The 16,060-nt window shown below is 73.0% G+C and carries 13 protein-coding genes; 6 read left to right on the top strand and 7 right to left on the bottom strand.

The annotated features are described in order from the left end of the window. Nucleotides 1-44: 44 nt before the first annotated feature. The 4 genes from IF06_RS0118040 to IF06_RS0118025 are packed head-to-tail and all read left to right on the top strand — an operon-like array spanning nucleotide 45 to nucleotide 4,496. Nucleotides 45-1,022, top strand: coding sequence for an ABC transporter ATP-binding protein (locus IF06_RS0118040; protein WP_030272361.1), 978 nt, complete (start codon nucleotides 45-47; stop codon nucleotides 1,020-1,022). Then, a complete protein-coding gene (locus IF06_RS0118035) occupies nucleotides 1,019-2,053 on the top strand; it encodes an ABC transporter ATP-binding protein (protein ID WP_030272360.1) in 1,035 nt (344 codons plus the stop codon). Before IF06_RS0118040 ends, IF06_RS0118035 begins: the two co-directional genes overlap by 4 nt. A 10-nt stretch (nucleotides 2,054-2,063) precedes the next feature. Then, a complete protein-coding gene (locus IF06_RS0118030; protein ID WP_030272358.1) occupies nucleotides 2,064-3,851 on the top strand; it encodes a gamma-glutamyltransferase family protein in 1,788 nt (595 codons plus the stop codon). A 48-nt stretch (nucleotides 3,852-3,899) separates the two neighbouring features. Further along, on the top strand, nucleotides 3,900-4,496 hold the full coding sequence (locus IF06_RS0118025; RefSeq protein ID WP_030272356.1) for a DUF6368 family protein: 597 nt from the start codon (nucleotides 3,900-3,902) through the stop codon (nucleotides 4,494-4,496). 46 nt (nucleotides 4,497-4,542) lie between these two features. Here IF06_RS0118025 and sthA read toward each other — a convergent pair whose 3' ends face one another. Continuing rightward, the gene (gene sthA, locus IF06_RS0118020) at nucleotides 4,543-5,946 is read right to left on the bottom strand and encodes a Si-specific NAD(P)(+) transhydrogenase (protein WP_013286248.1); all 1,404 of its coding nucleotides are present in this window, start codon (nucleotides 5,944-5,946) and stop codon (nucleotides 4,543-4,545) included. Nucleotides 5,947-6,028: 82 nt separating this feature from the next. On the opposite strand from sthA, the gene IF06_RS0118015 reads away from it, so the two are divergent. Beyond that, a complete protein-coding gene (locus IF06_RS0118015) occupies nucleotides 6,029-7,507 on the top strand; it encodes a M1 family metallopeptidase (RefSeq protein WP_030272355.1) in 1,479 nt (492 codons plus the stop codon). Between the two features lie 45 nt (nucleotides 7,508-7,552). Here the strand turns inward: IF06_RS0118015 and IF06_RS0118010 are convergent, their stop codons facing one another. Beyond that, entirely contained in the window at nucleotides 7,553-8,932 is a 1,380-nt protein-coding gene (locus IF06_RS0118010; RefSeq protein ID WP_030272353.1) for a carbohydrate-binding protein, read from the bottom strand. A 142-nt stretch (nucleotides 8,933-9,074) separates the two neighbouring features. Here IF06_RS0118010 and IF06_RS0118005 point away from each other — a divergent pair, with 142 nt between their 5' ends. Further along, complete coding sequence (locus IF06_RS0118005) at nucleotides 9,075-10,319, top strand: ROK family transcriptional regulator (protein ID WP_013476852.1); 1,245 nt, start codon at nucleotides 9,075-9,077, stop codon at nucleotides 10,317-10,319. 26 nt (nucleotides 10,320-10,345) lie between these two features. On the opposite strand, the gene IF06_RS0118000 is transcribed toward IF06_RS0118005, so the two are convergent. Genes IF06_RS0118000 through IF06_RS0117980 form a run of 5 tightly spaced genes read right to left on the bottom strand, consistent with a single transcriptional unit; the run spans nucleotide 10,346 to nucleotide 15,983 of the window. Continuing rightward, a complete protein-coding gene (locus IF06_RS0118000; protein WP_030272351.1) occupies nucleotides 10,346-11,758 on the bottom strand; it encodes a GH1 family beta-glucosidase in 1,413 nt (470 codons plus the stop codon). Nucleotides 11,759-11,794: 36 nt separating this feature from the next. Further along, on the bottom strand, nucleotides 11,795-12,802 hold the full coding sequence (locus tag IF06_RS0117995; protein WP_030272350.1) for an ABC transporter ATP-binding protein: 1,008 nt from the start codon (nucleotides 12,800-12,802) through the stop codon (nucleotides 11,795-11,797). Continuing rightward, nucleotides 12,799-13,881: an ABC transporter permease gene (locus IF06_RS0117990; protein ID WP_030272348.1), complete on the bottom strand. Its 1,083-nt coding sequence runs from the start codon at nucleotides 13,879-13,881 to the stop codon at nucleotides 12,799-12,801. Before IF06_RS0117990 ends, IF06_RS0117995 begins: the two co-directional genes overlap by 4 nt. 3 nt (nucleotides 13,882-13,884) lie before the next feature. Further along, nucleotides 13,885-14,862 (bottom strand): ABC transporter permease, encoded by a 978-nt coding sequence (locus IF06_RS0117985; protein ID WP_013286255.1) that lies wholly within the window; start codon nucleotides 14,860-14,862, stop codon nucleotides 13,885-13,887. Continuing rightward, nucleotides 14,859-15,983: an ABC transporter ATP-binding protein gene (locus IF06_RS0117980; RefSeq protein WP_030272347.1), complete on the bottom strand. Its 1,125-nt coding sequence runs from the start codon at nucleotides 15,981-15,983 to the stop codon at nucleotides 14,859-14,861. The genes IF06_RS0117985 and IF06_RS0117980 overlap by 4 nt, the downstream gene beginning before the upstream one ends. Between the last annotated feature and the right edge of the window lie 77 nt (nucleotides 15,984-16,060).

Below are 16,060 nucleotides of genomic sequence, written 5' to 3'. Positions count from 1 at the left end.
GCGAGCGCACCGAGCCCATGCCGAGCCAGCGCCGGCACCCCACCATGACCGACTCGACGGTGCTGTCAGTGGACGACCTCACCGTCACAGTCGGCACCCGCCGCGGCCCGGTCCGTGCCGTCGCCGGGGTGTCCTGGCAGGTGCGGCAGGGGGAGACGTTCGCGCTGGTCGGCGAGTCCGGCAGCGGCAAGAGCATGACCCTGCTCGCCGCCACCGGCCTCGCCCCGCGCGCCGCCACAGTCACCGGCCGGGTCCGGCTGCTCGACACGGAACTGACCGCGCTGCCCGACGACCGCCGCCGCAAGGTACGCGGCCGGCACGTCGGGTTCGTCTTCCAGGACCCGATGACCTCGCTCAACCCGGTGCTGCCGGTGGGCCGGCAGGTCACCGAGGCGGCCGAGGAGCACCTGGGGCTGACCCGCCGCGCCGCCCGCGACCGGGCGGTGGAGCTGCTGGAACTGGTGGGCATCCCGTCGGCCGCGCGGCGCGTCGACGCGTACCCGCACCAGTTCTCCGGCGGCATGCGCCAGCGCGTCGCCATCGCCATGGCGCTCGCCTGCGAGCCGGACCTGCTGATCGCCGACGAGCCGACCACCGCGCTCGACGTCACCACGCAGGCGCAGATCATCGAACTGGTCGCCGACCTCCAGGCCCGGCTGGGCACCGCCGTCGTCTGGGTCACCCACGACCTGGGCGTGGTGGCAGGCATCGCGGACACCGTGGCGGTCATGTACGGCGGGCGGATCGTCGAGCAGGGCCCCGTCGACGCGGTGTTCGACACGCCCACCCATCCGTACACCCGGGCGCTGCTGGCGGCCCGGCCGGACCCGTCACGCCGCGGCGAGGACCTGGTCGCCATCCCCGGTTCGCCGCCGAGCCCGCTGGACCTGCCGCCCGGCTGCGCGTTCTGGCCGCGCTGCCCGGTACGCGCCGACCCCCGCTGCGAGCACGAGCTGCCCCCGCTGACGCCGGTCGGCGACGGGCACGCGGTCCGCACCTTCTACCGTGGAGAGGCCGGATGAGCGCCGACACCCCGGACGTGGTCGCCGAGCTGGACGACCTGAAGGTGCACTTCCCGACCCCGGCCGGAACCGTCCGCGCGGTGGACGGCGTCAGCGTCGCCGTACGCCGGGGCGAGACGCTCGGGCTGGTCGGCGAGTCGGGCAGCGGCAAGTCCACAGCCGGCCTGGCGCTGCTGCGGCTGGTCGACCCGACCGCCGGACGGGTCCGGGTGGCCGGCGCGGACGTGACCCGCTGGTCGCGCCGCCGCCTGCGCGCGACGCGCCGCCACGTGGCGATGGTCTTCCAGGATCCGCAGGCGTCGCTCGACCCACGCCGTACGGTCGGCGACAGCATCGCCGAGCCGCTGATCGTGCACCGGCTCGCCAGGTCCGCCGCCGCCCGGCGGGACCGGGTCGCGGAGCTGCTGGACCTGGTCGGCCTGCGCGCCGACACCGCCGGCCGCTATCCGCACGAGCTGTCCGGCGGCCAGCGCCAGCGCGTCGGCGTGGCCCGGGCGCTGGCCGGCGAGCCGGACCTGATCGTCCTGGACGAGCCGATCGCCTCGCTGGACCTGAGCGTGCAGGCGCAGATCATGAACCTGCTCCGGCACCTGCAACGCGACCTGGGGCTGACCTACCTGTTCATCGCGCACGACCTGGCCGCCGTCGAGCACATGAGCGACCGGATCGCGGTGATGTACCTGGGCCGCATCGTCGAGACCGGCCCACCCGAGCGGATCTACCGGCACCCGGCGCACCCCTACACGGCGGCTTTGCTGTCGGCGGTGCCGGTGGCCGACCCCCGCGTGGAGCGGGAGCGCCGCCGGATCGTGCTGACCGGCGACATCCCGAGCCCGGTGGACCCGCCGAGCGGTTGCCGCTTCCGTACCCGATGCCCCCAGGCCCGCCCCGCGTGCGCCGAGACCGATCCGGCGCTCGCCGAGGTCGGCACGGACCACCACGCCGCGTGCCTGTTCCCGCTCGACGGCGACCGGGACGGCGGCGTGGGGGAGGCCGCGACGACGCACGCCGACGCCGCCGGCACGCCGTAGGCTCGCGCCCATGGCGTTCACCACCCGGCCGACGTTGCGCGGCACGTTCGGCATGGTCTCGTCCACGCACTGGCTGGCCAGCCAGTCCGCGATGGGCGTGCTGGAACGCGGCGGCAACGCCTTCGACGCCGCGGTGGCCGCCGGGTTCGTGCTGCACGTCGTGGAGCCGCACCTCAACGGCCCGGCCGGCGAGGCGCCCGCGGTCCTCGCCACCGCGACCGACCCCACCCCGCGGGTGCTGTGCGGTCAGGGCCCGGCCCCTGCGGCCGCGACGGTCGCCCACTTCCGGTCGCTCGGCCTGGACCTCGTGCCGGGCGCCGGTCCGCTCGCCGCCGTCGTGCCGGGCGCTGTCGACGCCTGGCTGTTGCTGCTGCGCGACCACGGCACCCGAACGCTCGCCGAGGTGCTGGAACCGGCGATCGGCTACGCCGCCGCAGGCCATCCGCTGGTCGGCCCGGCCGGGCAGACCGTCGCGCGGGTCCGTTCGCTGTTCACCGACCACTGGCCGACCTCCGCGCGCCTCTGGCTCCGCGACGGCCGTCCGCCCGCGCCGGGGGAGATGGTCACCAACCCGGCGTACGCGGACACGCTGCGCCGCCTCGTCGACGCGGGACGGGCCGCCGGTGCGGACCGAGAGGCGCAGATCGAGGCGGCCCGGCGCGCCTGGCGGGAGGGTTTCGTCGCCGAGGCGATCGACGCGTTCAGCCGGCTGCCGTTCCGCGACTCCAGCGGGCGTGCGCACGCCGGGCTGGTCACCGGCGACGACCTGGCCGGATGGTCGGCCACCTGGGAGGAACCGGTCACGCTGGACTGGCACGGGCACACGATCGCCAAGACCGGCTTCTGGGGCCAGGGCCCGGTGCTGCTCCAGACGCTCGCGATCCTGGACGCGCTCGACGACCCGGCGGTCTACGATCCGTCCGGTCTGGACGGCGTCCACGCGCAGGCCGAGGCGCTGAAGCTCGCCTTCGCCGACCGGGAGGCCTGGTACGGCGACACCGACGTCCCGGGCTCCGCGCTGCTGTCGGCCGGCTACGCCCGTGCGCGGGCCGCGCTGGTCGGCGACCGTGCCGACACGACGCTGCGTCCCGGCAGCCCGGCGGGCGAGCCGCCCCGGCTCCCGTCCCACCTGCACACCGACGTGGGTCGCGGGGCCGTCCCGCAGGATCCGAGCACCGGCGAACCCACGGTACGGGCGGACGGCGTGACCCGCGGCGACACCTGCCACGTCGACGTGGTGGACCGGTGGGGCAACATCATCTCCGCCACGCCCAGCGGTGGCTGGCTGCAGAGTTCACCTGTCATCCCGGAGCTGGGCTTCCCGCTCGGCAGCCGGTTGCAGATGTGCTGGCTGGAGGAGGGGCTCGCCTCCACGCTGCGGCCGGGGCGGCGTCCGCGTACCACGCTCAGCCCGACGCTCGTGCTCCGCGACGGCGAGCCGGTGATGGCCTGCGGCACGCCCGGTGGCGACCAGCAGGACCAGTGGCAGCTGCTGTTCCTGCTGCGGCACCTGGCCGGCGGGCAGGAGTTGCAGGAGGCGATCGACGCGCCGACGTGGCACACGACGAGCTTCCCCGCGTCGTTCTATCCACGCGAGGTCGAGCCGGGCGTGCTGGTGCTGGAGGACCGGATCGACGGCGACGTGCTGGCGGGCCTGCGCGCAAGGGGCCACACCGTCCGCCTGTCCGACCCGTGGAGCCTGGGCCGCATGTGCGCGGTGACGCGCGACCCGCGCACCGGGGTCCTCTCCGCGGCGGCGAACCCCCGAGGCGCCCAGGGCTACGCCACAGGCCGCTGACCCACCCTCCCCTGAGCGCGGCCGTGGGCGTACGGGCATGATGGGGCCGTGGCCGGGCCCTGTGTCGCAGTCCTGCTGCCCGATCCGTGGACCGCTTCGCATGTCGAACTGTTCCGGGTCTGGCTGGCGGAGGCGCTCACCAACCAGACCGGCGACTGGTGGCTGCTCCGAGAGCCGTCCCGCTTGGGCTGGCAGGCTGAGTCACCGGTTACCGGGCCGATGCTGGTCGAGCCGGATGACTGGGACGTGGAGGATCCGGACGAGGCAACATTTCTGGCGCGCGCCGCCGGGTTCCGGCCCGCGACAGAGGTCGTTCTGGCCTCGGCGGCGAACGGCGTGGACGACCACCGGTTCCTGGCGCATCTCGCGGTAGCGATAGCGCACCGGTACGGCGGCCTGATCGATCTCACCGGTCCACTACCGGTCCCACCTCCGGCGAGAGTCCGCGTCCTCGATGCCGTCGAGGCCGGTACCGGGATCGAGGAGTGGTGGGCCGGATCCCGGGAGACCCTCAGGATGCTCGGCGGGGCATGGCACGAGATCCCCTACGTGGCCGCCGGTGGCACCCGGCACATCTACCACGTCGTCGAGCCCGATCTCCTGACAGTTTGGTTGACGCATCCACAATTTCGCATGGTGAAGTAGCGCGACGAGTCTGGCGACGTCGAGCCGGCCCAGGGAGAGGGCAGGGTCAGGTGTCGATCCGGGTGATGTTGCGGATCTTGTTGGCGGCGTCGAGGGCGGCCACCTTGTACGCCTCCGCCAGCGTCGGGTAGTTGAAGACGGCGTCCAGCAGGTAGTCGACTGTGCCGCCGCAGCCCATCACGGCCTGCCCGATGTGGACGATCTCGGTGGCGCCGGTGCCGAACACGTGCACCCCGAGCAGCCGCCCGTCCTCGGGTGAGACCAGCAGTTTCAGCATGCCGTACGAGTCGCCGACGATCTGCCCCCGGGCCAGCTCCCGGTAGCGGGCGATGCCCACCTCGAACGGGACGGACGCATCCGTCAGCTCCTCCTCGGTCTTCCCGACGAAGCTGATCTCCGGAATGGTGTAGATGCCGATCGGTTGCAGGTCCGACATGCCGCGCGCCGGTTCGCCGCAGGCGTGCTGGGCGGCCAGCCGGCCCTGTTCCATCGAGGTGGACGCCAGCGCGGGGAAGCCGATCACGTCGCCGACGGCGTAGATGTTCTCGACGGTGGTGCGGTAGTCGGCGTCGACGGTGATCCGGCCCCGGTGGTCAGCGGTGAGCCCGGCCGCCTCCAGCGCGAGGTCGTCGGTCTGCCCCTGCCGCCCGGCCGAGTACATCACCGTGTCGGCAGCGATCTTCTTGCCGCTGCGCAGGACGCAGAGCGCGGCGCTGCGGTGCTTCTCCACGGCGGCCACCTCCTCGCCGAAGCGGAAGGTCACCGACAGGTCCCGCAGGTGGTACTTCAGGGATTCGACGATCTCCTCGTCGCAGAAGTCGAGCATCCGCGGGCGGCGCTCGACCACTGTCACCTTGGTGCCGAGCGCGGCGAACAGGGACGCGTACTCCATGCCGATCACGCCGGCGCCGACGACGACCATGCTGCGCGGTACGGCCTGGAGGTTGATGACGCCGTCGGAGTCGACGATCGTCCGGTCGTCGAAGTCGACGCTGTCCGGGCGGGCGGGGCGGGTGCCGGCGGCGATGACCGCCTTGTCGAAGCTGACCCGGGTCTCCCGGCCGGAGCCGGCGTCGACCCAGACGGAGTGGGCGTCGGCGAACCGGCCGGTGCCGGTGATCAGCGAGACCTTGTTGCGGGCCAGCTGGTTGCGGATGACGTCGGTCTGCCGGGTGATCACGTGCTGGGTACGGGCGGCCAGGTCGGCGACGGTGATGTCCTCCTTGACCCGGTAGCTGCTGCCGTAGAGGTCGCGCTGACTCAGCCCGGTCAGGTAGAGGACCGCCTCGCGCAGCGTCTTGGAGGGCACGGTGCCGGTGTTGATGCACACCCCGCCGAGCATGTCGCGGCGGTCCACGATCGCGACGCGGCGGCCCAGCTTCGCCGCGGCGATCGCCGCCTTCTGTCCACTCGGTCCGGAGCCCAGCACCAGCAGGTCGTAGTCATACACGAGCGCCAGCCTCGCAGGGTCTCGCAACCCGCGCCAGCCGAGACGCCCCCACGAAGATCGATCACTGCCGTAGGGTGCGCTGATGCGCCGCCCCGTAACCCTGATCATGCTCCTCGTACCGTTGCTCGTCGCCGGGTGCACCACCGCTCCCGCCACCCCGGCCGCGACCCCCTCCGCCTCCACTCCGCCGAGCCCGACCGCGCCCGCCGTCGACTACGCCGCCTGGCAGGCGGGGCGGTCGACGCCGGTGGCCGACCCGGTCTATCCGGCCCGGGGCACCGACGCGCTGGACGTCCTGCACTACGACCTCGCGCTGGAGTGGGCGCCGTCGACCACCACCCTCACCGGCACCGCCACGCTGCGGATCCGGCCGGTGAAGGACGCGCCGAGCCTGGTTCTCGACTTCATGCCCTACCAGCTCGACAGCGTCACGCTGGACGGCGCTACGGTTCCCGGCGCGGTGGCGAAGGAGAAGCTGACCGTGTCCGCCCCGGTGGTGGCGGACGAGCCGGTGACCCTGGTGGTCACCTACCACGGCCGGCCGAAGACGACCCCGATGCCGTCGCACCGCAAGGACACCGAGGCCCTGGGTCTCACCGTCACCAAGGAGGGCGGCCTCTGGACCATGCAGGAGCCGTTCGGGGCGTTCACCTGGTACCCGGCGAACGACCAGCCGTCGGACGAGGCCCTCTACGACATCCGGGTGACAGTGCCGGCCGGCTGGTCCGCGATCGCCGGCGGCACGCCCGCCGGTCAGTCCGGCACCACGTTCAGCTACCGGAGCACCGACCCGGTCGCGACCTACCTGACCACGCTCGCGGTGGGGAAGTACCAGAAGCTGACCGCGGCGGGGCCGCGCGGCGTGCCGCTGACCTACTGGTACCGCAAGGGCGCGGACGACAAGCTGCTGCCGTACCTGAAGAAGTCCCCGCAGTACCTGGCCTGGCTGGAGAAGAAGTTCGGTCCGTACCCGTTCCCCTCCGGCGGCGTCGTGGTGGTGGACTCGGCGTCGGGCATGGAGACCCAGCAGATGATCACGATGGGCCGGAAGATCGAGAACACCACGGCCCGCCGGGACCGCTGGGGCAGCGACCTGCTGCACGAGTACGCCCACCAGTGGTTCGGCAACTCGGTCACGCCCACCACCTGGACGGACCTGTGGCTGAACGAGGGCTGGGCGAAGTACATCCAGGACCTGTACACCAAGGAGACGCTGAAGCTCAGCGAGGTCAGCCTGGACCGTTACCTGCGCGAGGGTGACGCCGTGCTGCGCAAGAAGCTGGGTCCGCCCGGCCGGCCCGACCCGAAGCGGTTCGCCGAGGGGAACGTCTACCTGTGCCCGGCGGCGATGCTGCGCGAGATCCACCGGACGGTCGGCGACGCGGCGTTCTTCGCGCTGGCCCGCGCCTGGGTCCAGGAGCAGCGCAACACGCCGCAGGACCGGGCCTCGTTCATCGCCTTCGTCAACAAGCAGACGGGCCGCGACTTCACCGCGCTGATCAACGCCTGGCTGGACTCCCCGACCACGCCGAAGAAGATCACCCCGAAGAAGATCGGCTGACCCGGCGCGGGGCCCCGCCCGTCCGGCGGGTCCCCGCGTCGCGTCTCAGCGGCCCTGGAGCGAGCGGACGTTGTCGGCGAACGTCCAGCCCTTCGAGCCGTCCCAGTTGACCGACCAGGTCATCAGGCCCTTGAGCCGGCCCTGGTAGGTGTTCCACGCCTGGGCCACCAGCGCCGGGCTCATGTAGCCGCCGCCGGCGCCGACCTGCGCGGGCAGCCCGGGGACCTGCCGGTCGAGCGGTACGCGGATGGTGGTGCCCTGCACGACCAGGCCGGCGTCGAGGCAGTTGGTCTGCGCGACGAAACCGGCCACGGTGCCGGCCGGGTACGAGTCACCGGCGCAGCCGTACATCGAGCCGTTGTAGTACTGCATGTTCAGCCACCACAGCCGCCCGTTGTCGGCGTACTTCTTGACGATCGGCAGGTACGCGCCCCAGATCGAGCCGTAGGTGACGCTGCCGCCGGTGACGTACGCGGTCTCCGGCGCCATGGTGAGCCCGAAGCCGGCCGGCATCTGGGCCAGCACCCCGTCGATGATCCGGATCAGGTTGGCCTGCGAGGGGGAGAGCTGGTTGATGTTCCCGCTGCCGGTCAGGCCGGTCTCGATGTCGATGTCGATGCCGTCGAAGTTGTGCCGCTTGAGGATCGGCACGACGGTGGCGACGAACCGGTCGGCCACCGCGCTGGAGCTGAGGTCGATGCCGGCGGTGGCGCCGCCGATGGACAGCAGCACTGTGAGCCCGGCGGCCTTGGCCTGGCACACCTGCGCCGGGGTGGGCACCTTGACGCCGGCGTCCATGCCGTCCTCCCAGAGCGCGGTGCCGTCGGCGCGGATGACCGGGAACGCTGCGGTCACCACGTTGTAGCCGTGCCCGGTGATCCGGGAGTCGGTGATCGGGATCCAGCCGAGGCCGGGGTGTACGCCGTTCGCGGCGCCGTCCCAGTTCTCCCAGTAGCCCTGGAGCACCTTGCCGGACGGCCGGGACCGCAGCGCGCAGGTGTCTCCGCCCGGCGTGGTCGGGCTGGACGACACAGTGGGCGTGGGCGTCGGCGTCCGCGTGGGGGAGGCGGTCGGGGAAGGGGAGGCGGTGGGGGAGGGCGACGGCGGCCGGGTGGTGGGGCTCGGCGACGGCGTGCCGCCGGTGCAGGCGCCGAGGTCGGTCCAGAGCGCCGGTACGGCGGCCGGGTTCCAGCCCGCGCCGGCGGGCGGGGTGTGCGTGACGAGCGCCTGGTAGAGCCGGCCGTTATAGGTCACCCGGCTGCCGGCGGTCCAGGTGACGCCCTCGGCCCAGGCCGGCGCGTCACAGGCGACGAGCGCGCCGACGGCGCGGGCCGGTGTGGCGGCGGTGGCGGGCAGGGCGGCAGCGGTGGCGGCGAGCAGCGCGACGCCACCGAGCAGAGCGGTCATCCCACGTCCGAGTCGCATGACATACCTCCTCATCGATGCGCCGGAGGTTATCAGTTAACTTTGTTAAGTGTAAATGCGGCGTACCCTGTCACCACCCCGTTCAGGGCGTGAAGCAGGAACGAAAGCCGCCCGCGGGCGGCCGGGAAGGACGGCGGCGGACGTGGACGCCAGACGCACCACGGTGCGCGACATGCGCCGGGCCAACCGGTCGGTCCTGCTGACCCGGATCTGGCTGGACGGCCCGCTCAGCCGGCACGAGCTGGGCCAGTCCACGGCGCTCAGCCTGGCCAGCGTCAGCAACCTGGTCGGTGAGATGATCAACGAGGGCCTGGTCGAGGAGGCCGGCTCGGTCGAGTCCGACGGCGGCCGCCCCCGCGTGCTGCTGCGCGTCGCGCCCGGCTACGGCTACCTGGTCGGCGCCGACGTCGGCGAGACCCGGGTCCAGGTGGAGTTGTTCGACCTGAGCATGACCGCGCTGGCGAAGGCGGAGTACCCGATCGCCGCGGCCGACCCCGACCCCGAGCAGGTCGCCGCGCACCTGCGTCACGGCCTCGCCGCTGTCACCGAGCAGGCGGGCGTCGACCCGGCCGCGGTCCTCGGCTTCGGCGTCGCCGTCGCCGGCACCGTCGAGCGCACCGCCGACGCCGTGGTGCACGCCCAGACGCTCGGCTGGGACGGCGTGCCGCTCGGCGCGATGCTGCGCGCCGGCACCGACGTACCTGTGCACGTGGACAACGGCGCGAAGACGCTCGGCCAGGCCGAGATGTGGTTCGGCGCCGGCCGCGGCGTCCGGCACGCGGTGGTCGCCCTGGTCGGCTCCGGCGTCGGTGCGAGCGTGGTCGCCGACGGCGTCGGCTACCGCGGCGCGCACAGCAGCGCCGGGGAGTGGGGCCACACCACAATCGTGTACGGGGGCCGCCGCTGCCGCTGCGGCAACCTCGGCTGCCTGGAGGCGTACGTCGGGGCGGAGGCGGTGCTGGACCGGTTCCGCCAGGCCAACCGGGGCCGCCCGGCACCCGGCGCGGACGAGGAGACCGCCTTCGGTGAGCTGCTGCGCTCCACCGGCAGCACCGCCGCGAAGGTGATCGACGAGACGGTCGGCTACCTGGGCGCCGGGGTGGCGAACCTGGTCAACCTGTTCAACCCGGAGCGGGTGGTGCTCGGCGGCTGGGCCGGGCTGGCCCTGGGCGAACGGCACCTGCCCGCGATCCGCGAGGCCACCGCGCGGCACGCGCTGCGGCAGCCGTACGCGCAGACCTCGATCGAGCTGTGCCGGCTCGGACCGGACGCGGTCGCGATGGGCGCGGCCACCCTGCCGATGACCCGGCTGCTGCGCGACGGCGGCGTGGCCCGCGACCCGGCCGCCCGCCCGGTTCCGGCGTGGGGGCAAGGCCGGCGTCACTGACCGGCCCGGCCCCCCACGCCGCGGCGTCAGCGCTGCCCGCGGACCCGCCGCACGGTGTCCCGGTACCACAGCGCGCTGCGCTTGGGGGTGCGGCGCTGCGTGTCGTAGTCGACCCGGACGATGCCGAACCGCTTGTCGTAGCCGTACGCCCACTCGAAGTTGTCCAGCAGCGACCAGGCGAAGTAGCCGCGCACGTCGGCGCCGGCCGTCCGCGCCCGGGCCACCGCCCGCAGGTGCTCGGTGAGGTAGCCGACCCGGTCGTCGTCGGCGACGAACCCGTCGGCGTCCGGCGTGTCGTCGAACGCGGCGCCGTTCTCGGTGATCACCATGGGCGTGCCCGGGTAGTCGCGGTGCAGGCGCACCAGCAGGTCGGTGAAGGACTCCGGCACGATCTCCCAGTCCATCGCGGTACGCGGCAGGTCGCGGCGGACCACCCGGCGTACCGGCTTGCCCTCGTCGTCGCGGTCCCGGCCCTGCTCGTCCACGCCGGAGTGCAGCTGCCCGAAGTAGTAGTTGACCCCGAGTACGTCGATCGGGGTGGCGATGACGTCCAGGTCGCCGTCCTCGACCGGGATACGTACCCCCTCGGCGGCCAGGTCCGCGATCACGTCCTGCGGGTACGCCCCGCGCAGCACCGGGTCGAGGTAGAGCCGGTTGGCCAGCCCGTCGGCGGCCCGCGCGGCGTCCCGGTCCGCCGCGCTGTCGGTGGCCGGGTCGGCGGTGGACAGGTTCAGCGTCAGGCCCAGCTCGATCGGGGAGCGGGCCGCCTCGCGCAGCCGCCGCGTCGCCAGCCCGTGCCCGAGCAGCAGGTGGTGGGCCGCGGCGATGCCGTCGCCCAGGTTCCGCCGCCCCGGGGCGTGGTCGCCGTAGGCGTACCCGAGCATCGCCGAGCACCACGGCTCGTTGAGCGTGGTCCAGGTGCGGACCCGGTCGCCGAGCGCGGCGAAGACCAGCTCCGCGTAGTCGGCGAACCGGTACGCGGTGTCCCGGTTCGGCCAGCCGCCCGCGTCCTCCAGCTCCTGCGGCAGGTCCCAGTGGTACAGCGTCACCCACGGCTCGACGCCCCGGCCGAGCAGCTCGTCCACCAGCCGGTCGTAGAAGGCCAGCCCGGCCACGTTCGCCGGGCCGCGCCCGCCGGGCTGCACCCGGGGCCAGGCCACCGAGAACCGGTACGTGTCCAGTCCCAGGTCGGCGATGAGCGCGACGTCCTGCGGCATCCGGTGGTAGTGGTCGCACGCCACGTCGCCGTTGTCGCCGTTCGCCACAGCGCCCGGCACCCGGCAGAACGTGTCCCAGATGGACGGGGTGCGGCCGTCGGAGGCCACCGCGCCCTCGATCTGGTACGACGACGTCGCCACCCCCCACCGGAAGGTCGGCGGCAGCGTGTCGATCGGGTCCGCGCCGGCGACTGACGACGGGCGGGTGAGGTCGGTGTCCATGGTTCTCCTCGCAGGTAGCGGGTGGTGTCGGGCGGGTCAGCGGGACAGGGGCGCGACGGCCGGGTGCAGCCGGCACGCGACGGCCCGCGCCGGGTCGTCGACGCGCGGGGCGCCGAGCACCGGCACCTGCTCGTCGCACCCGTCGAACGCCTTCGGGCAGCGGGGGTGGAACGCGCAGCCGGACGGCATGGCGCGCAGGTCCGGCGGGGAGCCGGGGATGCCGGTCAGCTCGCGGCGCGGCCCGTGCAGCGCCGGGAACGAGTGCAGCAACCCCTCGGTGTACGGGTGCAGCGGTTCCCGGTACAGCCGGGTGGCGGGCGCCTCCTCGACGATCCGCCCGCCGTACATGATCGCGATCCGGTCGGAGAACTCGACCAGCAGCGACAGGTCGTGGGTGATGAACAGCACCGCGAAGCCGAGGCGTTCGCGCAGCTCGGCGAGCTGGCCGAGGATCTGCCGCTGCATCACCACGTCCAGCGCGGTGGTCGGCTCGTCCATGATGACCACCTGCGGTTCCAGCGCCAGCGCCATCGCGATCATGACCCGTTGCCGCATGCCGCCGGAGAGCTGGTGCGGGTAGCTGTCCAGCCGGTCGGCGGAGATGCCGACCAGGCGCAGCAGCTCCTTGGCCCGGGCCGACCGGCTCGCCGACGTGCTCCTGCGCTCGTGTGCCCGGATCACGTCGAGCAGCTGCGTGGAGACCTTGTGCACCGGGTTGAGCGAGTTCATCGCGCCCTGGAACACGATCGACGTCTCCGCCCAGCGGAACTCGCGCAGCTTCGCCGGGCTGAGCGTGAGCACGTCGACCGGCGGGCCGTCGCCCGGGTGGTAGATGACCTGGCCGCCGCTGACCACGCCGGGCGGGGGCAGCAGCCGGGTCAGCCCGTACGCGAGCGTGGACTTGCCGCTGCCGCTCTCCCCGGCCAGGCCGAGCACCTCGCCGCGGTGCAGCGTCAGGTCGACGTCGCGGACCGCGCGGACCGCGTCCGCGCCGACGCCGTAGTCGACGCACAGGCCGCGGATCTCCAGCACCTGGTCGCTCATGCGCGCTTCCCTCTCTCGTCGGCGGGCGGCCTGACGGCGTCGGCGGGCGGCCGGCCGTCGGCGTCGCGCGCCTGCATCGGCACCGACGCGGTGACCGGCGCGAGCACCGGGGTGAACCCGACGCGCATCGCGACGACGCGACCGTCGGCGGTACGGATGCGGGTCCGGCCGCCGGTGCGCAGCCGCGGGCTCACGAACTCGTCGATGCCGAAGTTGATCAGCGCCAGCGCGGTGCCGAGCAGCGCGATGGCCAGCCCGGCCGGGACGAACCACCACCAGGCGCCCTGCGCCAGGGCCTGCTGTCCCTGCGCCCAGAACAGGATCGTGCCCCAGTTCCACGACGTCATCGACGAGATGCCGATGAACGCCAGGGTGATCTCCGACATCACCGCGAAGATGACGGTGCCGACGAAGCCGGAGGCGATGATCGCGGTCAGGTTCGGCAGGATCTCGAAGCCGATGATCCGCCAGGTCCGCTCGCCGGTGGCGCGGGCGGCCTCGACGTAGTCGCGGCGGCGCAACGACAGCGTCTGCGCGCGCAGCACCCGGGCGCCCCACGCCCACGAGGTGAGGCCGATGATGAGCGCCACGAGCATGTCGCCGGCCTGGTCGACCAGGGACGTGACGATGATGATCAGCGGCAGCGCCGGGATCACCAGGAACACGTTCGACACCGCCGACAGGCCCTCGTCGGCCGCGCCGCCCAGATAGCCGGAGGTCACGCCGATGAGGATGGACAGGATCGTGGCGAGCACGCCGGCGATCAGGCCCACCACCATGACGCTGCGCGCGCCGACCAGGATCTGGCTGAAGATGTCCTGCCCGAGGTGGGTGGTGCCGAACCAGTGCCGGGCCGAGGGCGCCTGGAGCACGTCGGCGCTGCGCGCGTCCGGGTCGTACGGCGCGATCCACGGCCCGATCACCGCCAGGAGCACGTACACCCCGAGGACTGCCAGGCCGGTCGCGGCCTTGGCGTTGGCGACGAAGCGGAACCGGCGGCGGCGTGCCCGGGCCGACGGCTGCGCCATCGCCCCCTGGCCGGGGATGACCTGCTCGATGCTGGACGGGGAGAGTGTCATCGCTCAGCTCTTTCGGGTCCGCGGGTCGAGGAGCAGGTACGCCACGTCGGCGAGCAGGTTCGCCACCAGCACCGAGATCGTGATGATCAGGAAGATGCCCTGCATCAGCGGATAGTCCTTCGCGCCGACGGCCTGGAAGAGCTGGAACCCCAGACCCGGGTACGAGAAGACGATCTCCACGAGCAGCGTGCCGCCGACGATGAAGCCGAGCGACAACGCGAACCCGGACACGTTCGGCAGCAGCGCGTTGCGGGCGGCGTAGCTGAGCGCCACCCGGCGCTCGGACAGCCCCTTGGCGTGCGCCACGGTGATGTAGTCCTCGCTGGCGACAGTCACCATCATGTTGCGCATGCTGAGGATCCAGCCGCTCATCGACGACACCAGGATGGTCGCCGCGGGCAGGATGCTGTGCTGGATCGCGCTCGGCACGAAGTACGCGTCGAAGGCCGGCACCAGCCCCGGCTCGTAGCCGCCGGAGGAGGGGAAGAAGCTGCCCGGCCCGGCGAACAGCGCGATCGCGACCAGACCGAGCCAGAAGTACGGGATCGAGGACAGGAACGTGGTGGCCGGCAGCAGCCCGTCGATCCACGAGCCGCGCCGCCAGCCGGCGCCGACGCCGAGCGCGGTGCCGAGCAGGAAGCTGACGATCGTGGTGACGCCGACCAGGCCGACGGTCCACGGCAGGCTGTCGCCGATCACCTGCGACACCGGGGCGGGGAAGAACGTGAACGACAGCCCCAGGTCGCCGTGCAGGAGCTGCCCCCAGTAGGCGACGTACTGCTCCCACAGCGAGCGGTCGGAGTCCAGCCCGAACAGCACCCGCAGCGACGCGATCGCGTCGGCGCTGATCCGGCCCTGGTTGCGGGAGATCAGCGACTGTACGGGGTCGCCGGGCACCATCCGCGGGATGAAGAAGTTGAGCGTGATCGCCGCCCAGGCGGTGAACAGGTAGAAGGCCACCCGTTGCAGCAGGAATCTCACCGGGCCGCCTCCGTTCCGGCCTGCTCCGCGTTCTCCGGCTTCTCCGCGTTCGCAGGCTTCTCCGTGGCGACGGTGTCCGCGTCGTACAGCCAGCACGCCGCCCAGTGGCCCGGCGCGTCGTCGACCGGGATCGGCGGCGGCAGGTCAGTGGCGCAGCGCGGCATGGCCGCCGGGCAGCGCGGGTGGAACCGGCATCCGGCCGGCGGGCGGATCAGGCTGGGCGGCTCGCCGTGACCCCGCTCGCCCGCCGCCGCGCCGTCGCCGCCCGCGCCGGTGATCCGCTCCGGGTCCGGCGCCGATTCGATGAGCAACCGGGTGTACGGGTGGGCCGGGCGCTGGGTGACCGTCTCGCTGTCGCCGCCCTCGACCATCCGCCCGGCGTACATGACGATCGTCTCGTCGGCGAAGTAGCGGGCCGAGGCGATGTCGTGGGTGATGTAGAGGATGGCCAGGTCGAGCCGGTCCTTGAGGTCCTGGAGCAGGTTGAGCACGCCGAGGCGGATCGACACGTCGAGCATGGACACCGGCTCGTCGGCGAGCAGCACCTCGGGGTCGGCGCCGAGCGCCCGCGCGATCGCCACCCGCTGGCGCTGCCCGCCGGACAGCTCGTGCGGGAACGCGTCGAGGTAGCGCTCCGGCGGGGTGAGCGCGACCCGGGTCAGCAGGCCGGCGAGCGCCTTCTCCAGCCCGTCCGGTCCGGTCCCGGCGTTGCCGTGGATGCGCAGCGACCGGGTCAGGTGGTAGCGGACCGTGTGCACGGGGTTCAGCGAGGCGAACGGGTCCTGGAGGATCAGCTGCACCCGGCGCACGTACGCCCGGAACCGGTGCCCGCCGCGTACCCGGGTCGAGCGGCCGTGCAGCCGGATGTCGCCGGCGGTACGCGGGTAGAGCTGGGCCAGCAGCCGGGCGACTGTGGACTTGCCGGAGCCGGACTCGCCGACGAGTGCCGTCACCCGGCCACGGCGCAGCGCGATCGATACGTCGTCGACGGCGTGCACCACCGCCGGGGTGCGGGAGAGGAGGTCACGCAGCCGCCGGCGGACGGGGAAGTGCTTGGTCAGGCCGACGGCCTCCAGCACCACCTCGTCGGCCGGCGCCGGTGCGCTCTCGGTCAACGTCATGCCGCATTCCTGTCTCAGGGTTGCCGAAGAGAGGGGCGGGCGCCGCCGGCCCGGCCGGGCGATCGTGGCCGGGCCGG

Origin of the sequence: Micromonospora globosa, from assembly GCF_000717585.1 — a bacterium.
Lineage (GTDB): Bacteria > Actinomycetota > Actinomycetes > Mycobacteriales > Micromonosporaceae > Micromonospora > Micromonospora aurantiaca.
The sequence above is the reverse complement of the archived record's forward strand: the minus strand, read 5'-3'. Positions and strand labels throughout refer to the sequence as shown.